The following is a 23,561-nucleotide window of genomic DNA, read 5'->3' on the forward strand; positions in this document are numbered from 1 at the left end:
ACCGGATCGACAGTCACGGCCGCTACCCTTTTCTGCGGGGTCTCCCTCTATCGGTACAATTGGATGATCGAAGTTGCGAACCTTCGCAAGGAGTACGGAGGGTTCGTCGCCGTCGAGGGAAGTTCGTTCTCGATCGACCGTGGCGAGGTGTTCGGCATCGTCGGCCACAACGGTGCCGGCAAGACCACGACGCTGAAGATGCTCGCCGGTCTGATCGAACCGACCGGTGGCACCGCCATCGTTGCAGGTCACAGCGCCGGCGAGCCCGCGATGCAGCGCCGGCTCGGCTTTCTCCCCGAACAATCACCGCTGTACGAGGAGATGACGCCGATTTCCTATCTCGAGTTTTTCGCCGACCTTTACGACGTGCCTCGGGGCGTTGCCAGTGAGCGCATCGCCGAATTGCTGGACCGTCTGGATCTCGAGCACCGTGATCGCGAACTCGGCAACATGTCGAAGGGAATGAAACGAAAGGTGGCTATCGCGCGGGCGCTGGTCAACGATCCCGACGTGCTCATCTTCGACGAACCCGCTTCCGGGCTCGATCCGGTGACGACGAACTACGTCCTCGAGTTCACGCGCGAACTCGCAGACGAGGGGAAGACGGTCGTTTTCAGCGCGCACAACCTCTTTCACGTCGAGAGCATCTGTGACCGGCTCGTAATCATGTCCGAGGGTGAGATCGTCGCCCGCGGCACGATCGCGGACATCCGCTCGACTTACGGCGGCACGACGTACCACGTCACCGCAACCCATACGCACGGTGGCGTCGCGGTCGGCCAGGATGCCATCGCCGCCCCTGTTCGTTCAGTCGCTCGTGAAAACGGCACGATACGCTACGTCGTGAGCGACATGGACGGCGTCGACGCGGTTCGAACCGCCGTCGAACGGGCGGGCGGCCAGGTTACGGACATCCAGACGAAAACGCCGAGTCTCGAGCAGATCTTCCTCGAGGTGGCTGGGGAGGCGTCTGCGTGACGGTAGGATCGGATGTGCCAGAGAGCGATGGGGCGGATGTGTCCGAGAGAAATGGGGCAGATGTACCAGAGAGCAATACCGAGGCCGACGACGCCGACTCACCGGTACGCACTGTCGTCCGACGCTGGCGAAGCGTCCTGAGACGTACCGGCCGGATCACCCGCTGGGAGGTTAGCCGAACCACCGGCACGGTCGATCGAACGACTGCCGTCGTCGTTCTTGCCCTCCTGCTGACTGTCGGTGTCGTTGGCTTCGCGACCGTCGACGACGGCGTCGGACTCGAGGACGGTCTATACACCGTTTCCGTCGACGAGGACAGCCCCTACTACGACGTCGCCGTCGACGACCCGACGTTCAGGACGGTACCGCCCACGGCCGATGCCGACGTCGTCGTCTATCGAAACGGCCAGATCGATCATGCTGACACACCGAAGGGGGAAGCCGCCTACGCCACCTTCGCCGACGCGATTGCGATCGTGAACGAGGCTCGCATGCTCGAGGAGATGGATCAAGCGGCTGCCTTCCCCGTTCGCGTCAGTCTGTTCTACGAACAACGAGCTTCCCTCGCGGAACTCGAGACCGGTTCGCAGGGATCCACCGACGAATCCGACCAGCAGCGTGACGACTCGACGGACACAGATTCGTCGACGGGTGACGGTGGGCAGGAAGCCAGCGACTCGAGTGACGGTTCCGACGGCGGAATCGGCGTCCCGGAGTTCGGGGGTGGCTCCATCGAGGAGAGTGCCCACCCACAAACACCCGGCTCGATCACGCCGCCGTTTCCCTTCCAGTCGCTCGTGCTCGCCTTCCTCTTCGTCATCCCGATGAACTTCGTGATTCAGGCGTACGGGAGCACGATCATGGACGAGCGAATCAACCGTCGGGGAGAACTCCTGCTCGTCTCGCCGGCCTCGCGCTACGAGATCGTCGCCGGGAAGACCCTCCCGTATCTCCTGGGAGTGACGGCTATCGTGATCGCCATCGCCGTCGCCATCGAGGGTGGAACTGTCTCGGTCGCCGCCGTGTTCCCCATTGCGTTGCTCTTCCTCGCTGCGGCGTTCGTCGGTGCGATGTTCGCTCGATCGTTCAAGGAACTCACGTTCGTCACGGTCGCGATTTCGGTCTTTCTGACGACGTACACGTTCGTCCCGGCGATCTTCACCGACGTGACGCCGATCGCCATGATCTCGCCGCTCACACTCGTCGTCCTCGATCTCCAGGGCGAGAGCGTTCGGTTCGCCGAGTACCTCTTCTCGACGGCACCGTTTTACCTCGGAGCGCTCGTCCTCTTCGGGTTCGGCATGGGCAGCTACCGCGAGGAAGACATGTTCACCCAGAAGCCGATCCCCGCGAAGGCAATCGACGCCGTCGCGACCCACGTCCGGGGGTATGCGAGCGTCTTCGCCATGCCGATCGTCTTCATCCCGTTCGTCTTCGCCGCTCAGCTGTTGACCGTCGCGCTCGTGTTCGCCCTGCCGGAGACGCTGTCGCTCCCGATCATTTTCGTCGTCGCCGCTGCCGTCGAGGAATTCGCCAAGAGCATCCACGTCTACGCTGGCTACGCTCACTCCCGGTTCGAATCCTCGCTTCGGGTCGCCGTCGTGCTGGGGGCCCTCTCCGGACTCGGGTTCTTTCTCGGGGAGAAACTGACCCACGTCGTCCAGTTCGTCGGCCTCCCTGAACTGCTCGAGGGCCAGGCCGCGTTCGGCCCGACGCTCTCGAGCGCCCCGCTCACCGTCGTCGTGGCGGTGGCCCTCGCCCCGCTCGTGCTCCACGTCGTCACGGCTGTCATGGGTGCGATCGGTGCCAGGAGCGGGCGCACCACCTACGCACTGGCGTTTTGCTGTGCCACGCTCGTACACGCGGCCTACAACGTCGGGGTGATCCTCCTTGTCGCGTGAGCCGGGGTCGACTGCGACCGTATCAGCGAACGAGGACGCCAACGCGAACACGACGTTGAACGCCCGTCTGGCGATCGTCGTTCGCGAGTGGCGTTCCCTTCGCTCGGAGAAGACCATCGTGCTCGCGCTGGCGATTCAACTCGTCATCGCCGGGTTCTCCGGCTTTCTCGTCGTCGGCCTCGTCTCGATGTACGATCCGAGCGCCGTCGACGGACAGGAGATGACCGTCGCCCTCACTGGCGACGACCGGGACGCACTGCTCGAGGCCGTCGGCGAGCGCGACGCCATCGAGCCGCGACTGTACGACGATCCGGCTGACGCGCGGGTGGACTTCAGTCAGCGGCGCGTCGCTGCCGTCCTCGAGACAAATCGGCTCGAGGACGGGACGCTCGCGGTGATCGTGACAGCCCCCGACGAGGGGATCGGCACCACGTTGTTGATCGCGGAGCTACAGGAGACGTTTCAGGCCGTCGAGTTCAATGAGCGCCAAGCCAACGCCGATCGACTCGAGTCGCCGCCGTTGCCCGTCCCATCCACGAGCGGGAACCCGTACATCGGGTTCACCTACACCATCCTGATTCCGCTGTTGTTGTTCTTGCCGGTGTTCATCAGCGGGTCGATCGCGGTCGATTCGCTGATCGAGGAGCGCCAGCGGGGAACCCTCGAACTGCTCCAGGTGGCACCGCTCTCGTTCGTGGACGTGATCGATGCGAAATTGGTGGCGACGGCGACGCTCGCCCCACTGCAGGCGCTCGCGTGGTTGTTGCTGCTGGCGGTAAATGGCACGGCGATCGTTCACGCCGCCCCGTTGATCGTCCTGGTGTCCGCGTTCGCGTTACTCATCGTGGCGCTCGGTCTCGGCGTGGCCCTGTACGCCCCCGATCGGCAACAAGCACAGTTGCTCTATTCCGCCGGAATCGTCGGCCTGCTCGTGGTCACGACCCTCTTGCCGGAGCATCCCGCAAACACGATCGCGAAACTGGCCATCGGCAGTGCAACGACGACGACGTGGCTGTTGCTCGCCAGCTACGGGATCGTCGCTCTTGGTGCGTACTTCTGTCTTCGTCTCGGGGTCGATCGGGTGGACGCAACGGCGCTGTAATGGGTCGCTCGTGAGCCGGTTGGCTCACAACGGACACCCTAGCAACCCGAGAAGTTATACGGCGTGACACGAAACTCATCGGCCGTGAACCGGGAGACTACACGGCGAGGCGTTCTCGCGGCCGCGCTGGTCGCGAGCGTAGCCGGCCTCTCGCTGTCGGCCGCCAGCGACCTCCTCGAGCAGTTCGCCCCGCTCTCGGGCGACGCCTGGGATGCCGCCGGCCGCGAGCATCCTGACCGGGTCGACAACCCATACGGCGAGGCGACCGTCCGGATCGACGACGAGGGCGTCCCTCACGTCGAAGCCGACGACGAGCGAGCAGCGTACTTTGCCATCGGCTATCTCCACGGCTTCGACCGGGCCTTCCAGCTCGACCTCCAGCGACGGCAGATGCGCGGGGAACTTTCGGCTATTTTCGGCGTGATCGCCCTCGAGAGCGACGAATTCCACGCCCGAATGGACTTCGTCGGTGCGGCGGAAGCGACCTGGGAAACAGTAAAGGAAACCCATGCGGGCTCGCTCATCGAACCCTACAGCGAGGGCGTGAACGCCGCCGTCGAGAACCACCGCCTCCCCCTCGAGTTCGAGTTGCTCGGCTACGACCCCGATCCCTGGACGCCGGTGGAGACGCTGTTGATGGAAAAGCAGATCTCGTGGGGGCTCACCGGGAACTTTCGGGCGCTTCGCCGGGAGCTAATCGAGACACAGCTCGAGGCAGATCTCATCGACGCACTGTATCCGGATCGGATGGATCACGACGTCCCTATTTTACGAACCGAATCGGAACACGTCGACGACCTCGGGGAGCTTCGGGGTGTTCGGGGACGTGGTGAGGCGGAGAACGACGATCAGACAGCGGCCACCGATCGACGAGAGCGAGTGCACTCGAGTGGATCCACCGCTGCCTCTGACTCCACCTCCACGTCTTCGTCCACCGACTCCAACTCTACATCCACCGCCGACGAGCCAGACACCACCCTCCTCGAGTGGCTCTCACAGTTCGAATCGCCACCAGGCGTCGGTTCGAACAGCTGGGTCGTCTCGGGCGAGAACACCGAGAACGGGACGCCGATCCTCGCGAACGATCCGCACCTCGAACTGATGACGCCGCCGCTGTGGTACGAACAGCACATCGACACGCCCGAAACCGACGTCCGCGGGGTCACGTTCCCCGGCGTTCCGTTCGTCATCATCGGAGCCAACCAGGTCGGTGCCTGGGGCGTCACGAACGTCGGTGCGGACGTCCTCGACTGTTACACTTACGAAATCGACGACGAGGCGGAACGCTACCGATACGAGGGCGAGTGGCGCGAGTTCGATCTCGAGGAACGCGAACTCGTCGTTTCAGGCGGGGAGAACCGCACGTTCACGGTCAGAAAGACCGTTCACGGCCCGCTGCTCGAGCGCGAGGGTCAACACGTCGGTGTTTCCTGGACGGGACTGACTGCCACTCGGACGACCCAGGCAGTGTACGAACTCGGGGTCAGCGAGGGTGTCGACGACGCCCTCGAAGCGGCCCGGAAATTCGATCTACCGACCCAGAACCTGCTGTACGCCGATTCCGACGGGCGGACGTTGTACGTCGCGACGGGGCAGCTCCCGATCCGGCACGTCGATGGCGAGGTCGTCGACGGCAATCGTGTCTTCGACGGCTCCGCTGGCGAGGGTGAGTGGGGGGGTTTCACTCCCTACGGCCGATCCACCTGGGACGGATTCGTCCCCTTCGACGAACGGCCGACGGCGATCGATCCGACCGTCGTTGCGACCGCGAACCAGCGCGTCGTCGACGATCCAGAACACTACGTCGGCGTCGCGTACGCCGCACCGTACCGTGGGCGGCGAATCTACGACGTCCTCGACGAGGCAACGGACGCCAACGAGGCGACCGACGTCAAGTTCCACAAACGATTGCAAACTGATACCCGTGACGAGCGGGCGGTCGACCTCGTCCCCGACCTGCTCGCGATCGGTCACTCTGCGATCGACGCCGGTCTCGCCGCGGATCCGGAGACGCTCGAGGACGCCCTGGAGATCCTCGAGGGGTGGGACTACCGGATGGATCGTGACTCCCATGGAGCCCTCCTGTTCGCCCGGTGGATCGAGCACTACCGCGAGGCAGTACTCGACCCGCTGTTCGAGGACACCGATCTCGACGAAGGGTACTACCCGAACGACTGGGTGGTCACCACCCTTCCCGAAGACAGCCCCGTCTTCGCGAATCGGTCGCGGGCTGAATTGCTGGTGACGGCGCTCGAGGAGGCGGTATCAGAACTCGAGGACGAGGAGTGGGAGACATACGGCGACTGGAACACGACGGCCCCAATCGGCCATCCCCTCGGGGGTGAAGCGGCGTTTCTCAACTACGACGAACGCCAGCGCGACGGATCGCGAGCGACCGTCGACAACTACCGGGTCGAGCGTTCCGTGGGGGCGAGCTGGCGGATGGTCGTCGAACCTGGCGGCGACGGGTGGGGGATCCTCCCCGGCGGAAACTCCGGCGACTACTTCTCGCCGCACTACGACGATCAGTTCGCCCGCTGGGCCGACGGAACGTACAAACCGATGGCGCTCGAGGCCGACGGCGAGACGAGTATCCAATTCGACGAGCCAGAACGTGAGTTTTACGGGACTGACGACGATGGTGGCGAGGATCGTGCTTTCGGACGTCCGGACGATCCGGGAGGTGCCGAATGAGCGAGAAAACGTCGACGGAAGCGGATGGACCGATTCGCGCCACCGCTGCCGCGGAGCCTTCCGACGACCCCTCCAGCGTCGACTCGAGAGGGGCTCGAAGCGTCCTGACTCGAGTCCGAACGGAACGTCGGCCCCACGTCATCGCCCTCGCGCTGGCCGTCGTGGTCGGGCTGGCGTTCTCGTGGCTCCACTGGCTCGGTCTGATCGTCGGCGGCGCACTCGTTGGTCTCTGTGCGCGTCGACTCTCGATCGCCGTTGCTTACGGCATAGCCTTCGGTGCCCTCGTCCTCGTCGCCTTCGCGCTTTCGCTCGGCGGGATTTCGATACGGGCGCTCGAGATGGCCCCAGCCATCTATCTGACATTGGGTGCGGGAATCGGGCTGCCGGCGCTAGGTGCGCTGGCCCGCGGCGTGGTTTGATCGAGTACCCGTTCCCGGGTTAGATTCCAATGCAGTTTCACGATCGACTGCCAGGGATCGATTACGAGTTATCCGGTCGGGGTGGCATCGAATCCGATTCAGCCGTTTCGATCACCTTGAAATCGGTTTCGCCACAACGACACCCCTCGCGTCGTCCGATCGGACGGACTTTACCGTCAGGCCACGCCTCGGCGGCATACACGGCGTTACAGGAGGTGCAGGTCGCCGCTACTTTCCGCGACTGCTCTGCGTTTCGCCCAGTATCCCCCGCCCGCTTCGATCGATCATCCATCGAACAGTCACTCATGATCGCAAGGAGGCTATCGTCGGACTAACGGGTTGTGTGGTGAGTTCGAAGGCATTTATATGCTCGGCCGGCCGGGCCGATCAGGCGGTGTCCCTGCCGGTGTCAGGTGGGGAGACGTCGAGCGCGTTGCTGGTGAGATTACTGGTCGCCCGGCGCAACCGCTGAGACACCGCGTTCGTCGACACCCCCAACTCCGTTGCCAACTCGCCGATCTGAGCGTTTCGCGGGATGTCGAAGTACCCCATCTCGAGGGCGGTCACGAGCGTCTCGTACTGTACTGGCGTCAGCCCGAATTTGCGTTTTTTCGGCTCGCTGCCGTCGTACAGGCGGTGGAGCTCGAACGAGTACCCCTGCTCGTGAAAGTACGTCTGAAAGTCCTCGAGGGCGTCTCGGTCGATGAACCGAATGCGGAGATACCACGTCCCGTCTCTCGCGCCCGCTTCTTCCATAATGCCGTGGCGATCGACGATGTGATCGACCAGTTCCTGGACGGGTTCGGCCCAGTAAACGTTGACGTACGCGAACTCGTCCGTTCGGTCGAGGACAGTCACATCGGTGACGGACGCATCGTCTCGAAGGGCTGTTTCGATGGAATCGAGGTTGTCGCTGTAGATCCACAGAAACGGCATCACCCATTCACGGCTGTGCGTCGCGAGTCGTTCGATCTCGATCGTCACATCCGCCACCGCGTCAAGCGTGTGTTCCAGCGCGAACGCTTTCGCTGGAACTGTAAACTCAGTGATAATGCTCACACACCGAATACGATTCGAGGGGGGATAACGGGCGTGGGTAGAGTGGTCACTCGAGTTGCGCTCCCTCGGAATTACTCTCGTCCGCTGGGCCTTTCAACGCGCTCGAGTGACTGACCGCTGCCGCGGCACGTACGTATTTAGTACCGGATCGCAACTATCGGGCCATGGAGTACACCACTCTCGGAAACACCGGCATGACCGTGAGCCGTCTCTGTCTGGGCTGTATGAGCTTCGGCTCGAGCGACTGGCGTCCCTGGGTACTCGATGAGGAGGAAAGCCACGAAATCATCGACCGCGCCATCGACCTCGGAATTACGTTCTTCGACACGGCGAACATGTACTCGAACGGGGAGTCAGAACGCATCCTCGGGGATGCCCTCGAGGGCTACCGCGATCAGTCCGTCGTCGCCACCAAGGGCTACTTCCAGATGCGCGAGGACGATCCCAACTCGGGAGGGCTCTCCCGGAAGGCCATCGAACAGGAACTCGAGGCCAGCCTCGAGCGACTGGGGATGGACACCGTCGACCTGTATCAGATCCACCGCTGGGACGACGATACCCCGATCGAGGAGACGCTTCGAGCGCTCGACGACGCCGTTCGCCGCGAGCAGGCGCGCTACATCGGTGCTTCCTCCATGTGGGCCCACCAGTTCTCGGAGGCACTCCACACGAGCGATCGACTGGGACTCGAGCGCTTCGTCTCGATGCAAAACCACTACAACCTCGTCTACCGGGAAGAGGAACGGGAGATGCTGCCACTGTGTGGGAAGAAAGGAGTCGGCGTCATGCCCTGGTCGCCGCTGGCACGGGGGTATCTGACCAGACCCGACGAACAGGTCGACGCGACGAAACGGGGAGACACCGAGGAGTACCTCTACGCACATCCCTACCGCGAAGGCGGCGGCCCCGAGATCAACGCGCGTGTCGAAGAACTCGCCGACGAGAAGGGGGTAACGATGGCCCAGATCGCCCTTTCCTGGGTACTCCATCAGGACTGGGTGGACGCCCCGATCGTCGGAACGACAAGCGTCGAACACTTAGAACAGGCCGTCGAGGCACTCGATATTTCGCTTTCGTCGTCCGATCTCGAGTACCTCGAGGAGCCGTACGAGCCGGTTCGGGTCTCGAGTCACGAGTAAGTTCGGGCGTGACGGTTCGAGCCTCGAGTCACGAGTGAGTTCGGGCGTGACGGTTCGAGCCTCGAGTCACGAGTGAGAGACAGAGCGACGACTCACCCACGAATCGACGGGGAGTAGACAGCGGACGGCGACACGCCCCACGTTTCCTGCCGGTAGGCCATCTCCCAGAACCGGTACTCGAGTTTGGCGCTCGTCAGGAACGATCGTTCCATCGCGTTCCGTTCGCCCGGATACCGTTCCGCACACTGATCGATGAACTCGCGCATCTAGGCGACTGACTCCCGGAACGAATCGCTGGTGTACTTTTCGATAAACGGCGTGTATCGGTGTTCGTCGGGTGCTATCGCAGCCATGTGGTCGGCGATATCGAGGTATCCCTGTCCACAGGGGTAGATCGCGGCGGCGATTTCCGCGATCGACCCCTCGTAGGCGGTTCGCAACAGGAAGTTCGTGTAGGCGACACAGGTCGGTGTCTTCTCGACGGTTTCGAGGGTCGCTCGAGGAATGCCGTACTCCTCCGCGAACGATCGGTGGAGCTCAAGTTTGTCGGCGAGAATTCGGTGGCCGATCCCCATCAGGTGCGTCATCGTCTCCTCGTCTCGGGCTTTCGAGCCAGCGATCGAAAACACACGGGCGTAATCGAGGAGGTAGCGATAATCCTGACGAATCCAGGTACAGAACGCCTCGTCCGCGAGCGTTCCGGCCGCGAGTTCGGTCACGAACGGGTGTTCCATCTGTGCTGTCCAGATGTCCGCCCCGGTATCGAGGAGGTGGTCACTGAAATGCATCACACTCGAGTTCGAAGTCATCAGTGAGATAACTTAGTAGTATTACTAGATTATGCCTCGGTGGTTGATACCGGATTCAACGACTGAACGGCACATACCAGTACTCGGCTACGACTACTATCACTCGCCCGAGAAGTGCGTCCGCTCAGACAGCGCCACCGTACACCGACGGCACGAGTCGAAACACGTCCCCATCTTCGAGTTCAGTCTCGAGACCGCCGAGGTGTCGGACGTCCGTCTTGTTCTTCGTGACGACCGTTTTTCCGGCCAGGTTCGTGCCGGCATCGTCGACGAGGCGCCCCTCGAGAATTGGGTAGGTAGCCTCGAGTTCGCGAAGGAGGTCGCCGACGGTGTCACCGTCCGGGTTCCAGGACACCGTTTGCTCGCCGACGTCGTCACGGAAGGGGCCGAAGAAGCGACACTCGAGTTGCACGCCGGTGCATACGTCGTGATCAGTCTTGTAGCCGGCGATTCTCTCCGTTGAGATGCGTCCTCTCGAGTCGAGATCGGGTCGCCGGCGCGCTTTTGGTGGTGTACGATCAAACAGGCGTATGACGTACACGGCGGAGAAGGAGGCGACGTCGATCCTGACCGTCGGTTCTGCCCCCTGGCTCGAGACGGTCGATGCGACTGCGCCTGACGATACTGACACCGCGGCTGACGAGACTGGTCAGCCGGTATCTCCTGCGGTGTCTATCTATGGTCCGGTTTCCTCACTCGAGGCGGGACGAACGACCCTCGACGGATTCGACGAAGTCGATTGCATTCTGACGGACGACGCCGAGGTAGTACCGTCCGTGACGAACATTCCCGTTATCGTGGGCCCACCAGGTGGCGCGACCGACGGACGAGACCCCATTGCCGACGAAACGGCGACTGAAGTGACGGTTGGTTCCACTGGCGTATCCGAAGATGCGAGCAGAAGCGAGCGTGCCGAAGAGATTGGTGCCGACGAAGCGGCCTGTGTGGCGCATCTCGAGTCAGCGCTCGAAGCCGGTGCCGCCGCAGTAGTGACGCCGATGACAGCCGAACAACCTACGTTACTTCGCCAACGGATAGATACCGTCATCGACCGAGAATCGTCGAGAAGGGCGCTCGAAAAGCGGGAAACGTGGTACCAGACGCTGATCGAGAAATCACCAGCCCTGTTTCTGGTGCTCGACGACGACTGTCGTGTCACGTTCACTGGTCCGTCCATCGAACACGTCGCCGGATACGATCCGGAGACGATACTCGGATCCCGGATCGACGAACGCATCCACGACGAGGATCGCAACCGATTCCGACAGGCGTTCGAGGGTGTCGTCGATGCAGGTGTCGGGGAGTCGACGTCCTGTGAATACAAGTACCGACATGCCGATGGAACCTGGCACGTCCACGAGGCCGTCATCACAAATCGGCTTGGAGGTGACGTCGTCGGTGGGATCGTGTTGTCAGTACGGGATATCACGGCTTATCGACGTGTCGAACAGGAGTTGAGCAAATCTTTCGACAGGGTGACTGATGCGTTCCTGTCGCTCGACGCGGAGTGGCGGTTCACGTACGTCAACGATCAGGCGGAACACGTACTCGGGAAAACGAAAGCCGAATTGCTTGGTCGCCACCTTATCGACGCCTTTCCCAAAATCGAAGGGACGCCCTTCGAACGGGAGTCACTCGCCGCAATGAAGACCCAGGAGCCACGAACGATCGAGAGCTATTACGAGCCACTGGAACGGTGGTTCGAAGCGCGAATGTATCCGTCCCCTTCCGGGCTGTCAATTTACTTTAAAGACGTCTCGACGCGAGTCGAGCGGGAACGAACGCTGGCCGATCGTTCCGAACGACTGCAGGTGCTGATCGAGAACGTACCGGTAGTGTTCTTTTCCCTCGATGAAACGGGGACGTTTACACTTTCTGAGGGACACGGTCTGGAACGGATCGGCTACGAGCCCAATGAGGTCGCCGGCGAATCGATTTACGACGTGTATAGCGATCATCCCGGAATACTCCAGGACGTCAACCGAGCCTTCAACGGGGAGGCCGTCCACTCGTTCCGGTTGGTCAGTGGTCGAAGTTTCGAGACGTGGTATCGACCCGTCGTATCCGGCGATACCGTCGAGCGAGTGATCGGCATCGGCGTCGACGTAACGGAACGACAGCAGTACGACGAAACCCTCAACACGCTCTATGAAGCGACACAACACCTGCTAACAGTCGAAACCAAACAGGTAGCCTGTGAGTACATCGTCGACGTCGCGACGGACGTACTCGATCTCGAAAACGTCGCCGTCTACCGGTTCGACGAACACGAGAACGAACTCGTTCCGGCGGCCTACACGACGAACTTACTGACTCGCTTCGGAACGCCACCACGGTTCGGGCCGAACAGTAGTATCGCCTGGAACGTGTTCGTGACGGGCGAGACTGCAGTCTACGATGACGTTCGAGAATCCGAACACGTCTACGATTCGGACGCAACCGTACGAAGCGGGCTCTTCGTTCCGCTCGGGGAACACGGCGTCCTCGTCGCATTGACGGCGGACGTCGGCTCCTACGAGACGGATGTCGTCGATCTCGCACAGGTGTTCGGGGCGACCGCCGAGGCCGCCCTCGACCGCATCAGTCGCACCGAACGACTCCACGAGCGTGAACAGGAATTGAAACGGCAAAACGAACACCTGGCCCAACTCAACGATGCCAGTTCGCTGAGAGAGGACATCGAATCGTTGCTCTTGCGGGCAGAGTCGCGTGCGGAAATCGAAGCGGGTATTTGCGATCGATTGGTCGACATCGAAGGCTGTTCGTACGCGTGGATCGGTGAACCCGACCCTGGCGGAAACCAGATCGTTGCCAATGCCGAGGCCGGATACGGCCGTGGCTATCTCGAGGCAGTGACGGTCACGGCCGTCGACGACGTGGGTGCGGAACCCACCGGACGAACCGCACGAACGTTGCAGCCGACCAGCATCGACAACGTCGGTTCGGATCTTCGGCACGGAAAGTGGCGTACTGAAGCCCTCTCACGTGATTTTCAGAGCGTCTACGCTGTCCCGATGGTGTACGACGACTTCCTGTATGGGGTAATCTCCGTCTACAGCACCGATCACACCGCGTTCGACGACCCGACCCGGTCGACGCTCGCTGAACTCGGCGAAACGATCGCCTACGCGATCGACGCCGTTCAACGCAAACGTGCCCTTCTGGGGGACGAAACGACCGAAATCGAACTCGAGATCCCGGCTGAGACGCCGCTGTCGACGCTTTCACAGATCGTCGATGGTCGTGTCGATCTCGAGGGCGTCCTTCCACAGGAGGACGGAACGACGATCGTCTTCGCAAGCGTCGAGGGATCGGTCGAACCCGAGGAACTCGAGTCGATCAACACGGTCGCCAGCGGGAGCGTTATTACTCGTGATGATGATCGAACGGTGGTACAACTGACGCTCACCGAGACGTTCCTTTCGTCGATCGTAGACAGTCACGGCGGGGCACTTCGAGAGTTTACGACGCATCACGAAGAGGGGACGCGTACGACGCTCGAAGTACCACATTCCGTCGACGTGCGCGACGTCCTCTCCGACATCAACCGTCGTGGCCTGTCTGCGTCGCTGGTTGCACGGCGAGAACACATCGCGGACGATGGATCGAGTATCGATCCCACTCGACCAGAGCAGTACGACGAACTGCTTGGTAATCTAACCGATCGCCAGCGGGAGGTCGTGCAGACGGCCTATCACGGTGGCTTTTTCGACTGGCCGCGAGCTACGACCGGTGAGGATCTGGCGACGTCGCTCGACATTTCCCCACCCGCATTCCATAACCACGTTCGGACGGTAGAACGGAAGGTTTTCGCGGCGTTGTTCGATGGCGAACGCGCCGATGGTTAATCCTTTAACCACACCTCCTGGTAGCACTTATACAGTTAATAGTCACGCTCTTTAGAACCACCCTCGTACAGATAATCGTCTTCCCAGGACGCATATTGGGGGGTCGGATACAGCATGACCGAAACGTCTACACAATCACAGGGCATGGTTGCTGAAGCATACACAATTCAATACGATCGACTCGATAACACACCGCTCAGCGTAGCGGTAGCCGAAGCCGTCGGAACCGCCACTGGAACCGATATTACGGCACTCGACCCGCTTCATTATGCGATCGATGCTGACGCACTCGAGCGACTTTTTGAACCCCGGGCAGACGGGCTTCGAACCGGCGGTCGGGTTACGTTTGAATTCAACGAGTGTCTAGTTACAGTCACATCGGACGGTGAGATCACCGTCGAACCGATTGCTGAGCGTTAATCAGTTACTTTCGTTTCCGTTGGTATTTCACCCTGGTGTGGGGACGACTTCGTTGGGCCAGGGTGGGATATTAACACACTATATTGTATTTATCCATCATAGGAAACTGACTTATACCTGCTAGTCGCTACGATGTGCCATGACATCGAAGACAACGATGAAAGACGTCAGTCACACCCCACCAACCGGCGATTCAGTCACGAACGTCTGGCACCGAGGCCACTCGGCGCACGAAGACGAGTAGCGGACATCGTTCGGATTACGCAGTGTAAGCTATGTTGAGGTACTCGAACCGCGGTACGTACACTCGAGTGCACTCCCGACGAGTACCGACAGAGATTTCCGCCGCCCCAAGGGGTTTATACGCTGGTAATTATATCTCATTATAGCGTATGGCCACAGATTTCCCGCACAACGTTACCGTCGATTACGAAGACGGCATCGACGAAGACCCCGAGGACTATCCGCACATCCACGACAAAATCGAGAAAGCCATCGACGTCACCCGCCAGAGCCTTGAGCAGTACGAGAACCCGGCCGTGATGTGGACCGGCGGCAAGGACTCGACGCTCGTTCTGTACTTCGTCAAAGAGGTTGCCGATCGATACGACCTCGAGGTACCGCCAGCGATCTTCATCGATCACTACCAGCACTTCCAGGCGATCCACGACTTCGTCGACCACTGGGCCGACGAGTGGGATCTCGACGTCATCTACGCGCGCAACGATGACATTGGCGACTACGTCGACGACCACGGTCTCGAACCGGGTGACGACATCCCCGTCGCTGCACTCGACGAGCACAACCGTCACCACATCGAGAACATCCTCGAGTACGACGAGGAGTCGTTCCCGTTCCTGCTCGACACCTACGCGGGGAACCACCTCCTCAAGACCGTCGCACTCAACGATGCCCTCGAAAATTACGATGTGGACGGCGTGATCTCTGGTGTCCGCTGGGACGAACAGGAAGCCCGTGCCGACGAGACGTTCTTCTCCCCGCGCCACGATCCGGATATCTACCCGCCCCACGACCGGGTTCAACCGATCCTCCACTTCGACGAACGGGCGGTCTGGGAGGCCTTCTGGAACTTCGTCGTCCCCGATACGGTAGCGAGCTATCCCGACGACGGCTACGTCCCACAGAACGCCGAAGACCTCCCCAAAGGAGTCGAACAGGACGACATCCCGGTCTCGCCCAAGTACTGGGAGGGGTTCCGATCGCTCGGCAGCGAAATCAGCACGAAGAAATCGAACGACGAACCGGCCTGGCTCCAGGATCTCGAGGGGACGACCGAGCGTGCCGGCCGTGCCCAGGACAAAGAGGATCTGATGGAGCGGTTGCGCGACCTCGGGTACATGTAACTCGAAACGGAACGAATTGCTATTGGACGTATACGCCGCGACGTTCTGGTCACGGTGAATACCCCACACTGTCAAAAGACTCCGGTGGCATCGGAGAAAGTCGGCTCAACCAGTCCGGCGGAGGCCTGGTTCTCGAGCTGGACGAGTTTCCCAGCTGGCCCTACACATAGCGGAACCAGAATCGGAACATACGCTCCAGTAATCGAACGATTCTTTCGTGTTACAGGTGGATCGGCCGTCACCTAACGAGTGAGAACGCACCACCCTGTAACTGACCAACCGATCACTCGACCGTGACGCTCTTGGCGAGATTCCGCGGCCGATCGATCGAGCGGCCCAGTTCGTTGGCCACCCAGTAGGCGACCAGTTGTAACTGCACGTTAGCCAGCACCGACCCGGCGATCTGGTCGCTTTCGGGTACTTCGAGCACCGCGTCTGCGTACCGTTCGACGTCGCTTTTGCCGTCGGTCACCGCGACAACTGGTGCACCTCGAGCCTCGACTTCTTTGACGTTCCCGATGGTCTTCCGGGCGGCTTCCCCGTTGCCGATCACCGGAGCGAAGACCGGCGTCTCCTCGGTTACGAGCGCCAGCGGGCCGTGTTTCAGCTCCCCGGCAGCGAACCCTTCGGCGTGTTTGTAGGTAATTTCCTTCATCTTGAGTGCCCCCTCGAGTGCGGTCGGGTACAGTAACCCGCGACCGATGAAGAAGTACGCCTCGGCGTCGCGAAACACCTCGGCGACGAGTCGGGCCTGGGAGGTGTCGAGCACCGTTTGCACCTGCCCGGGGAGATCCCGGAGCGGTTGGATCGTCTCCCGATCGGGCGAGTCTGCGAGGTGCGTGGCAACCAACGCGAGTGCGACCTGCTGGCTCGCGAAGGTCTTCGTGGCGGCGACCCCGATCTCGGGGCCGGCCCGGATGTAGAGCGCGTGATCGCACTCTCGCGCGGCGGTGCTGCCGACCGTGTTGGTCACGGCGAGCGTCCGGGCACCCAGCCGGTTCGCACAGCGAAGCGCCCTGAGCGTGTCGGCGGTCTCACCGCTCTGGGTCACTCCGACGACGAGCGTATCCTCGTCGATGACGGCCGACTCGGGGGTGTACTCGCTGGCCAGGGTCGCGGTTGCCCGAATCTCACGCGCTCGCAGTAACTGAGCCCCAAACATGGCGGCATGATAGGATGTACCACAGGCGACGAACTGGACGAACTCGCCGCTCGAGAGTCCATCGAGATCCTCGAACGTGACGATCCCGTCGAGTTCGTCGACGCGGCCGCGAAGGCATTGCCGTAGCGCGGTCGGTTGCTCGTTGATCTCTTTGAGCATGTAGTGGTCGTACCCGCTCTTGCCTGCCTCCTCGGGATCCCAGTCGATCGTCTTCACGTCCATCTGGAGGGGGTTCCCATCGCCGTCGGTGACCGACATCGATTCCGCGTCGATCCTGGCGAACGTCCCATCCTCGAGGTACACCACTTGATCGGTGTGTTCGATGAACGCCGGAACGTCGCTGGCGAGGTAGTTCGATTCCTCCCCGAGACCCAGGACGAGCGGGGAGTCCTGGCGGGTTCCATAGATCGCGTCTCCCTCCGCGAACACCGCAGCGATTGCGTAGCTCCCCTCGAGTCGATCGATGGCCGTTCGAAACGCCCGTTCTTCGTCGAATCCTGCCTCGAGGTACTGCCCGATCAGGTGGGGGACGACTTCGGTATCGGTATCGCTCGAGAAGGCGACGCCCGAGTCCGTCAGTTTGTCCCGGAGCGACTGGTAGTTCTCGATGATGCCGTTGTGGACGACGGCGACCCGTTCGTCGCTGTCGGTGTGTGGGTGTGCGTTCTCGTCCAACGGTGGGCCGTGGGTACTCCAGCGGGTGTGGCCGATTCCGATCCGCGTCTCGAGGGGCGATTCCTCGGCGAGTGCGCGATCGAGCGCCTCGACTTCACCCGCACGTTTGCACACCTGAACGTCCGGGCCGGGAACGGCGACACCAGCCGAATCGTAGCCGCGATACTCGAGACTGTACAGCCCCTCGAGCAACACGTCCTGGGCGATGTCCTCGGAGCCAGCGTAGCCGACGATGCCGCACATCAGTGCCACACCTCGGCATCGCTCTCGAGCGTTCCATTGACGGTGGCTCCTGCGTGGATTACTGTTTCGGCACCGACCATCGTCCCGGGGGCGTACGTCACTCCACCCTCGTCGCTCACGCGATCGGCGAGCAGCGCTCCCAGGGATTCGCGCTGATGGATTCGGTCACCGACGACGACGTCACCGGGACCGCCGACGACCGAGGAGCCCACGCCGATCTGCACGCCTCGACCGGTGACCCCCTCTATCACCGTCGCGCCCGATCCGATTCTGGTGTCGGCATCGACGACGCTGTGTTCGACAACGGTTCCCGAACCGACGGTCACGTTGGCCCCCAGCGAGACGTACGGCCCGACGACGGCACCCGGCCCGACGACGCAGTCGGCCGATATCGCAACTGGCTCGCGAATCACGGCGGAGTCGTGGACGCGTGCAGCGGCGTCGACGTGGCTCTCGACGAGTCCGTGATCGAACAGTGCCCTCGCCACCTCGAGTAAGTCCCACGGATAGGTCGCGTCGATCCACAGCCCTTCGGAGGCGACACCGCGAACGGTTTCACCCCGATCGATGACTGCAGAGAGACAATCGACCAGCGACAGTTCACCCGCCACCCGATCCATCGATTCGAGAACCTCGAGGACGACGGGTTCGATCGCGTAGACGCCGGCGTTGAGGCGATAGTGCCGGGAATCCTGCGGTCGTTCGACGAGTTCGACGACGCGGTCGCCTTCGAGGATGACGCCACCGTACAGCGACACGTCGTCCCGTCGTGTCGTACCGATCGTCGCAGCGGCGGCTGCGTCGTGGTTGGTACGGACGTCCTCGACGATTCGCTCGTCGACGAGTTGGTCACCGTTGACCACGAGTGCGGAGCCGGAGATCTCCGAGGCGGCAGTGAGCAACGCGTGGCCGCTGCCGAGTTGCTTGTCCTGTACGACGTACGTGAGCGGGACGTCGCGATAGGTCGACCCGAAGTGAGATTGTACCCGGTCGCGACCGTGGCCGACGACGACGACGATTTCCGTTATTCCGGTATCGACGAGGACGTCGAATACGTGCTCGAGGATCGGTTTCGTGACGGCTGGTAACATCGGTTTCGGCCGATGTCGGGTGAGCGGGCGGAGCCGTCTCCCCTCCCCTGCAGCGAGAACGATAGCGAACCGAGGGTTCATACTACTGATAATAGATACACACAACGTTATTCTTGTGGCTTCCGAACAGGGGTCGTCGATGTCGGTGCCGTGTGGCAGATCGCGTATCGTGACTATCGCGAAGCGGCGAGTCTCAGGGAATTCGTTGACTGCTCGACTCCGTCTGTTGGTGACGGGATAGGTCACTCGATGAGTGACGATTGGTTACAGACCCGTCTCCCCTGCAGCGAGGGTACCGGACGCTCGTATGCAGCCCCATCGGACGGCGATAACTCGAGCCCGATTCAAAACGAGATGTGCGACGTCGATGTCGGGCCACTATCGTCATCGCCATCGCCATCGTCTTCATCGTCAACGCCGTCGATCCCGCCCTCGTGGGCGAACACGTGGCTCGAGTCCGTGAGGAAGACCGTTCCGTCCTCGACGGTCACGTCGATGGAGACGAGCCTGGTGCCCTTCGCTTTGCCGTTGTCACACTTGCCGGAACAGGCGTCGAACATGGAGCCGTGGCGCGGACAGACGATGTTGCCGTTGCGAATCGCGGCACCGAATCCACGGTCGAGACGCTGTGGCTCGTGCATACAGCGGTTGACCCAGGCCTCGACCCCCGACCCAGTATCACAGGGGACGAGGATGACCTCTTCGGGAGTGCCGAACTGATCGCGAACGGTGAAAAGCCAGGAGCCGTCCTCGTGGACGGTTTCGACGCTCGTGAGTTCCGTGTTCGTAGTCATGTGAACCCCTCTGGAGCAGACGGCAAAAACGATTGGTGATCTGCTCTCGAGGCCGATACCCTGGTGACTGCGCTGGTCATCCTACGGCGACGAAACGTCAGCGTTAGGGTACCCGAGCGGCGAGAACGCGTATGGACGTGCCGTGTGTCCGCGTCGCGCCCAAACACGGGGAGGCTGTTCGAAGTCGCCTCGCCGACGCGGACGTCGTCGCCGACGAGTTTGACATCACCGTCGAGGAGAGGTGGCTCTATATCCCGATCCGTGACGTCGAGGAAGCCACAGACGCACTCGAGGGATCGGCTGCCGAGACCGAGGGGAAGGTCATCGCGTACGATGTCGTCGACTACGCAGCACCGCCGCGAAAGACACAGACCATGCCGGCTGACATCCTCGGCTGGGAACCCTCCTACGAACGCCTGGGCGAGACAGCCCTCCTCGAGGAGGACGACGACGAACGGGCCCGCGAGATCGCTCGCGCAATCGCCGACTCGGATCTGCCGCTCGAGACGGTGTTGAACAAGGCCTCGAAGATCAAAGGCGAGACGCGCGTCCGCGACTGGGACGTCCTCGCCGGTGAGGGGACGACTGTCGTCCACCGTGAGTACGGCTGTACGTTCGAACTCGACCTCGCCGAGGTGTACTTCTCACCGCGCCTCGCGACGGAGCGCCATCGGGTCGCCCAGCAGGTGACGACGGGCGAGCGAGCGTTCGACATGTTCGCAGGCGTCGGCCCGTTCGTGATCCCGTTCGCCAAACGTGGGGCCGAGTGTGTGGGCGTCGACGTAAACGAGACGGCGATCGAGTACCTCCGAATCAACGCCGAACGAAACGGCGTCGAGGATCGCGTGACGGCGATCTGTGCGGACGTGCGGTCGGTCGCACCCGAGTACGGCAACTGGGCCGACCGGATCGTGATGAACCTGCCGCACAGTGCCGACGAGTTCCTCGAGTCCGCGGTCACGATCGCCGGCGACGACTGCCTCGTCCACTACTACGACATCCAGCACGAGGACGATCCCTTCGGGCCAGGCGAGCGAACGATTCGGGAGGCCGCCGAACCAGCCTACGAGGTGTCCGTCGAGACCCGCCGCGTCGTCCGGTCGTACGCTCCACACGAACTCAACGTCTGTCTGGACGTCCGCCTCGAACGTTGATCACCGTCTGATCACAGTCGTTTGAAGAGCGGCCTCGAGCGCTGAGTCGCGTTGACACGGCTCTCGATAGCGGATACGATTCGCAATCCTTATGCCGGCTTTCGATCCTACGTAGAAGTGGACGCGATGATCCGCGCCAGTGTAGCTCAGCCGGCAGAGCGAATCCTTCGTAAGGATTAGGTCGAGGGTTCAAATCCCTCCACTGGCTCTTTTCTATTCCTCGTGACGAAGCGGAAGCCACGCCCTGATAGGATCTTGATTTCGTCCATCTCTGCCGCGTTGTCAGCGTTCGACACGACACGCCACGTCTGAGACAACGAGCAAAAAAGAGCCAAAAAACGTTACTGTCCGTCTTCCGTATGAGAGGTACGCATGGACGGCTCGAACCATGACGATCCGAAATCGCCCTCACGTCGCGCACTTTTGGGCGGGATGGGCGTTGGGTTCGGGATGGCTCTCGCGGGCTGTGCTACGCCTACGAGCAGGGAAATTGATGACGACGGTGATGCCAACGACCAGTCTCGAGCCGTCGATACCGAGGCGGAAGACCGGATCGACGCCCTCGAGGCGGAGCTCGCTGCGGTCACCGCGGAAAACGACGCACTCAAACAGCAGGTGTCTGATCTCGAGAACGACCTCGAACGCTCGCGGCAACGTCTCGAAGCCGCTAATCTCTGGGGATTCGATCAAGCAACGATCGAAGCGCTCCAGCAGATCGCGGACGAATGGAAAGAATCGGTCGTCGTTATAGACGCGATCACCGACGACGGTCTCTGGAGCGTCGGAACCGGCTGGGTGTACGACGATGGCGTGATCGCAACGAATGCCCACGTGGTCGAGCCGCAACGGCTGCCAGACGACCACTCGATAACCCGCTATCACGTCTGGGATTACGAGGGGAACCGATCGACAGGCGACCTGCTCGGGTACACGTACGGAGGAGACGAGATCTTCGACGACCGGGAGGACATTGGCTTTCTCGAGGTCGCTGGCTCGATCACGGCAGGGAGGCGGATGAAGTACGGGATCTCGCGAGAGCTCGGCCCGGACGAACCGCTCGTTCAGATCGGCCATCCGTACAGCCTCGAGTTCTGGACAGCCGCTGGAGGGCCCTTCATCGCCCACGAAGAACCGTTTTTCACGTCGAATATTCCGGGTCAACCGGGCGTCAGCGGCGCTCCCGTCCTCGACCTCGACGGCGACGTTATCGGAATGACCTGGGGCGGCCGATACACGCGACGACAGCATCGACAGATTGGCGACGCCCCGCAGTCGGGGGACAGAAACGTGCTTACGGCGTTCGAAAAAGCGGTAAACGGAGCCCACTCCTATATGCGCCGAATTCACACGGCAGCCGATACGCTCGTTTGAAACGGTCGAAACGAAGGGGCCTTTGGCAGTGCGGCGGTGCGGTACTGGTAATTCGGATCTGGGTTACGTGCCCGAAATAGGGTGGCGAGTGGAAACGTGATACGAATAGAACGGCGTAAAGGCACCTCGAGTCACACTCCTTGAGGACAACGTAGAGGGGTTCGACGAATTAGATTACGCTGGTAACGGCGGCGACGCTTACACAGACGCCCGGAGCGTCGTCAGATAGCTCGCCAGATCGGTCGTCGTCACGATGCCGACGACGCTGCCATCGTCGTCGGTGACGGGCATGTGGTGAATCCCCCGCTCGAGCATCGCGTCGGCCACATCGACGATCGGTTGCTGGGGCGAGGCGGTGACGACGTCGGTCGTCATGTACCGGGAGACGGTCGTCTCGGCCTTCGGGAAGCTTTCGGCGACGATGGTCACGAAGTCGGTCGTCGTCAGGATCCCCTCGAGGTGTCCGTCCTCGTCGACGACGACGAGCGAGCTAATGCCGTGCTCGAGCAGTTTTTGTCCGGCGTCTTCGACGAGCGTATCTGGCGTGACGGTCACGAGATCGGAAGTCATCAGGCGTGCGACGAAAATATCGTCCATACGTGAGGGTGATGGACGCATCGTATAAATGTTGTCGTGGCAAGTGGTAGCTATGTACGCACCGATACAGCGTATGCCCTCGTTTCCAGAGCGTCGATGTCACGCTCGTTGAATATGCCCTCCAGAACTAACCGTCTGGCCCGCTTAAATTGCGTAATGGCCGAACGAGATACCGCCGACGCGGGCGACGCCGACACCCAGCAGACGCAATCTCGAGTCGACGCGACGACGGGCTACGGCGTCGCGATGACGTTCGTCGCCGGGGTTTTGCTGGCACTCGCCTACTACGGCTGGCTCGCGATCCAGGGGCCTCGAGCTATCGGACAGGGACTTCCCGAACCGTTTTACTTGCTCGCAATCGCCCTGTTGTTCGTCATCGAACTCCTCAACAGCCGTCAGGCAGGGATCGTCGTGGCCGTCGCCCGGGGTATCGCCGTCGCCGCAGTCTATGGGGCCCTGTTCGTCCTCGCGGTCGAAGGTGGCGTGTACATTTTGAACCAGCCCGAGGTCTTCCTCGACAACTTCGTCGGCGTCACTGTCGTGGCGGTCTCGCTCGTGGTCGCTGCCCTCCTGTACGTCGCGTACCTGACCGTCCTCGACACGATGGATCGCCCCCGGGAACCGGTAGAGCGGTAGCGGTTCAATCAGGGAAACGGTAGGGTTCCAATCAGGGCAGCGGTAGCGACCCCTGCTCGAGTCCCGACTATTCCGATCGGACACAGGTTTAAGTACCATACAGTC

At 61.7% G+C, this 23,561-nt stretch carries 20 protein-coding genes, 1 tRNA gene and 1 pseudogene; 14 read left to right on the forward strand and 8 right to left on the reverse strand.

What is annotated here, in order from left to right; all coding sequences use genetic code 11:
* Positions 1-63: 63 nt before the first annotated feature.
* The 5 genes from NGM68_RS16185 (at position 64) to NGM68_RS16205 (ending at position 7,094) form a co-directional block, all read left to right on the forward strand.
* Entirely contained in the window at positions 64-978 is a 915-nt protein-coding gene (locus NGM68_RS16185) for an ABC transporter ATP-binding protein (protein WP_252699261.1), read from the forward strand.
* Between the two features lie 38 nt (positions 979-1,016).
* A complete protein-coding gene (locus NGM68_RS16190; RefSeq protein WP_425493581.1) occupies positions 1,017-2,879 on the forward strand; it encodes an ABC transporter permease subunit in 1,863 nt (620 codons plus the stop codon).
* A complete protein-coding gene (locus NGM68_RS16195; RefSeq protein WP_252699262.1) occupies positions 2,869-3,981 on the forward strand; it encodes an ABC transporter permease in 1,113 nt (370 codons plus the stop codon). Before NGM68_RS16190 ends, NGM68_RS16195 begins: the two co-directional genes overlap by 11 nt.
* 84 nt (positions 3,982-4,065) lie before the next feature.
* Positions 4,066-6,675 carry a penicillin acylase family protein gene (locus tag NGM68_RS16200; protein WP_252699263.1) on the forward strand — a complete coding sequence of 870 codons (2,610 nt, stop codon included), beginning with the start codon at positions 4,066-4,068 and terminating at the stop codon, positions 6,673-6,675.
* Positions 6,672-7,094, forward strand: coding sequence for a hypothetical protein (locus tag NGM68_RS16205; protein WP_252699264.1), 423 nt, complete (start codon positions 6,672-6,674; stop codon positions 7,092-7,094). Before NGM68_RS16200 ends, NGM68_RS16205 begins: the two co-directional genes overlap by 4 nt.
* Before the next feature lie 61 nt (positions 7,095-7,155).
* Here NGM68_RS16205 and NGM68_RS16210 read toward each other — a convergent pair whose 3' ends face one another.
* Positions 7,156-7,401 (reverse strand): hypothetical protein, encoded by a 246-nt coding sequence (locus NGM68_RS16210; RefSeq protein WP_252699265.1) that lies wholly within the window; start codon positions 7,399-7,401, stop codon positions 7,156-7,158.
* 80 nt (positions 7,402-7,481) lie between these two features.
* Positions 7,482-8,153 carry a helix-turn-helix domain-containing protein gene (locus NGM68_RS16215; protein ID WP_252699266.1) on the reverse strand — a complete coding sequence of 224 codons (672 nt, stop codon included), beginning with the start codon at positions 8,151-8,153 and terminating at the stop codon, positions 7,482-7,484.
* A 164-nt stretch (positions 8,154-8,317) separates the two neighbouring features.
* Between NGM68_RS16215 and NGM68_RS16220 the strand changes: the two genes are divergently transcribed.
* On the forward strand, positions 8,318-9,292 hold the full coding sequence (locus NGM68_RS16220; protein ID WP_252699267.1) for an aldo/keto reductase: 975 nt from the start codon (positions 8,318-8,320) through the stop codon (positions 9,290-9,292).
* A 92-nt stretch (positions 9,293-9,384) separates the two neighbouring features.
* On the opposite strand, the pseudogene tenA reads toward NGM68_RS16220, so the two are convergent.
* A pseudogene (gene tenA, locus NGM68_RS16225) lies at positions 9,385-10,080 on the reverse strand (thiaminase II).
* A gap of 145 nt (positions 10,081-10,225) precedes the next feature.
* On the reverse strand, positions 10,226-10,513 hold the full coding sequence (locus tag NGM68_RS16230) for a ubiquitin-like small modifier protein 1 (RefSeq protein WP_252699268.1): 288 nt from the start codon (positions 10,511-10,513) through the stop codon (positions 10,226-10,228).
* A gap of 118 nt (positions 10,514-10,631) precedes the next feature.
* On the opposite strand from NGM68_RS16230, the gene NGM68_RS16235 reads away from it, so the two are divergent.
* The 4 genes from NGM68_RS16235 (at position 10,632) to NGM68_RS16245 (ending at position 15,733) form a co-directional block, all read left to right on the forward strand.
* Positions 10,632-13,949 (forward strand): PAS domain S-box protein, encoded by a 3,318-nt coding sequence (locus NGM68_RS16235; RefSeq protein WP_252699269.1) that lies wholly within the window; start codon positions 10,632-10,634, stop codon positions 13,947-13,949.
* Between the two features lie 114 nt (positions 13,950-14,063).
* Positions 14,064-14,369, forward strand: a complete 306-nt coding sequence (locus tag NGM68_RS16240; RefSeq protein WP_252699270.1) for a HalOD1 output domain-containing protein — start codon at positions 14,064-14,066, stop codon at positions 14,367-14,369.
* 139 nt (positions 14,370-14,508) lie between these two features.
* Positions 14,509-14,613, forward strand: coding sequence for a DUF7989 family protein (locus tag NGM68_RS18420; protein ID WP_484549497.1), 105 nt, complete (start codon positions 14,509-14,511; stop codon positions 14,611-14,613).
* A 148-nt stretch (positions 14,614-14,761) separates the two neighbouring features.
* Entirely contained in the window at positions 14,762-15,733 is a 972-nt protein-coding gene (locus tag NGM68_RS16245) for a phosphoadenosine phosphosulfate reductase family protein (RefSeq protein WP_252699271.1), read from the forward strand.
* Positions 15,734-16,016: 283 nt separating this feature from the next.
* Here NGM68_RS16245 and glmS read toward each other — a convergent pair whose 3' ends face one another.
* The 3 genes from glmS to NGM68_RS16260 all read right to left on the reverse strand — a co-directional run bounded on the left by glmS (position 16,017) and on the right by NGM68_RS16260 (position 19,698).
* Positions 16,017-17,813 (reverse strand): glutamine--fructose-6-phosphate transaminase (isomerizing), encoded by a 1,797-nt coding sequence (gene glmS / locus NGM68_RS16250; RefSeq protein ID WP_252699272.1) that lies wholly within the window; start codon positions 17,811-17,813, stop codon positions 16,017-16,019.
* Entirely contained in the window at positions 17,813-18,985 is a 1,173-nt protein-coding gene (locus NGM68_RS16255; RefSeq protein ID WP_252699273.1) for a sugar phosphate nucleotidyltransferase, read from the reverse strand. The genes glmS and NGM68_RS16255 overlap by 1 nt, the downstream gene beginning before the upstream one ends.
* 263 nt (positions 18,986-19,248) lie before the next feature.
* The gene (locus NGM68_RS16260) at positions 19,249-19,698 is read right to left on the reverse strand and encodes a Rieske (2Fe-2S) protein (RefSeq protein ID WP_252699274.1); all 450 of its coding nucleotides are present in this window, start codon (positions 19,696-19,698) and stop codon (positions 19,249-19,251) included.
* Between the two features lie 131 nt (positions 19,699-19,829).
* Between NGM68_RS16260 and NGM68_RS16265 the strand changes: the two genes are divergently transcribed.
* The 3 genes from NGM68_RS16265 to NGM68_RS16275 all read left to right on the forward strand — a co-directional run bounded on the left by NGM68_RS16265 (position 19,830) and on the right by NGM68_RS16275 (position 22,223).
* Complete coding sequence (locus NGM68_RS16265; protein WP_252699275.1) at positions 19,830-20,852, forward strand: class I SAM-dependent methyltransferase; 1,023 nt, start codon at positions 19,830-19,832, stop codon at positions 20,850-20,852.
* Positions 20,853-20,987: 135 nt separating this feature from the next.
* A tRNA-Thr gene (locus NGM68_RS16270) sits at positions 20,988-21,060 on the forward strand.
* Between the two features lie 164 nt (positions 21,061-21,224).
* Positions 21,225-22,223 (forward strand): trypsin-like peptidase domain-containing protein, encoded by a 999-nt coding sequence (locus NGM68_RS16275; RefSeq protein ID WP_252699276.1) that lies wholly within the window; start codon positions 21,225-21,227, stop codon positions 22,221-22,223.
* A 198-nt stretch (positions 22,224-22,421) separates the two neighbouring features.
* Here NGM68_RS16275 and NGM68_RS16280 read toward each other — a convergent pair whose 3' ends face one another.
* Entirely contained in the window at positions 22,422-22,820 is a 399-nt protein-coding gene (locus NGM68_RS16280) for a CBS domain-containing protein (protein WP_252699277.1), read from the reverse strand.
* A gap of 156 nt (positions 22,821-22,976) precedes the next feature.
* Here NGM68_RS16280 and NGM68_RS16285 point away from each other — a divergent pair, with 156 nt between their 5' ends.
* On the forward strand, positions 22,977-23,456 hold the full coding sequence (locus NGM68_RS16285; RefSeq protein ID WP_252699278.1) for a hypothetical protein: 480 nt from the start codon (positions 22,977-22,979) through the stop codon (positions 23,454-23,456).
* Positions 23,457-23,561: the final 105 nt, after the last annotated feature.

This window comes from Natronosalvus vescus (assembly GCF_023973145.1).
Taxonomy (GTDB): domain Archaea; phylum Halobacteriota; class Halobacteria; order Halobacteriales; family Natrialbaceae; genus Natronosalvus; species Natronosalvus vescus.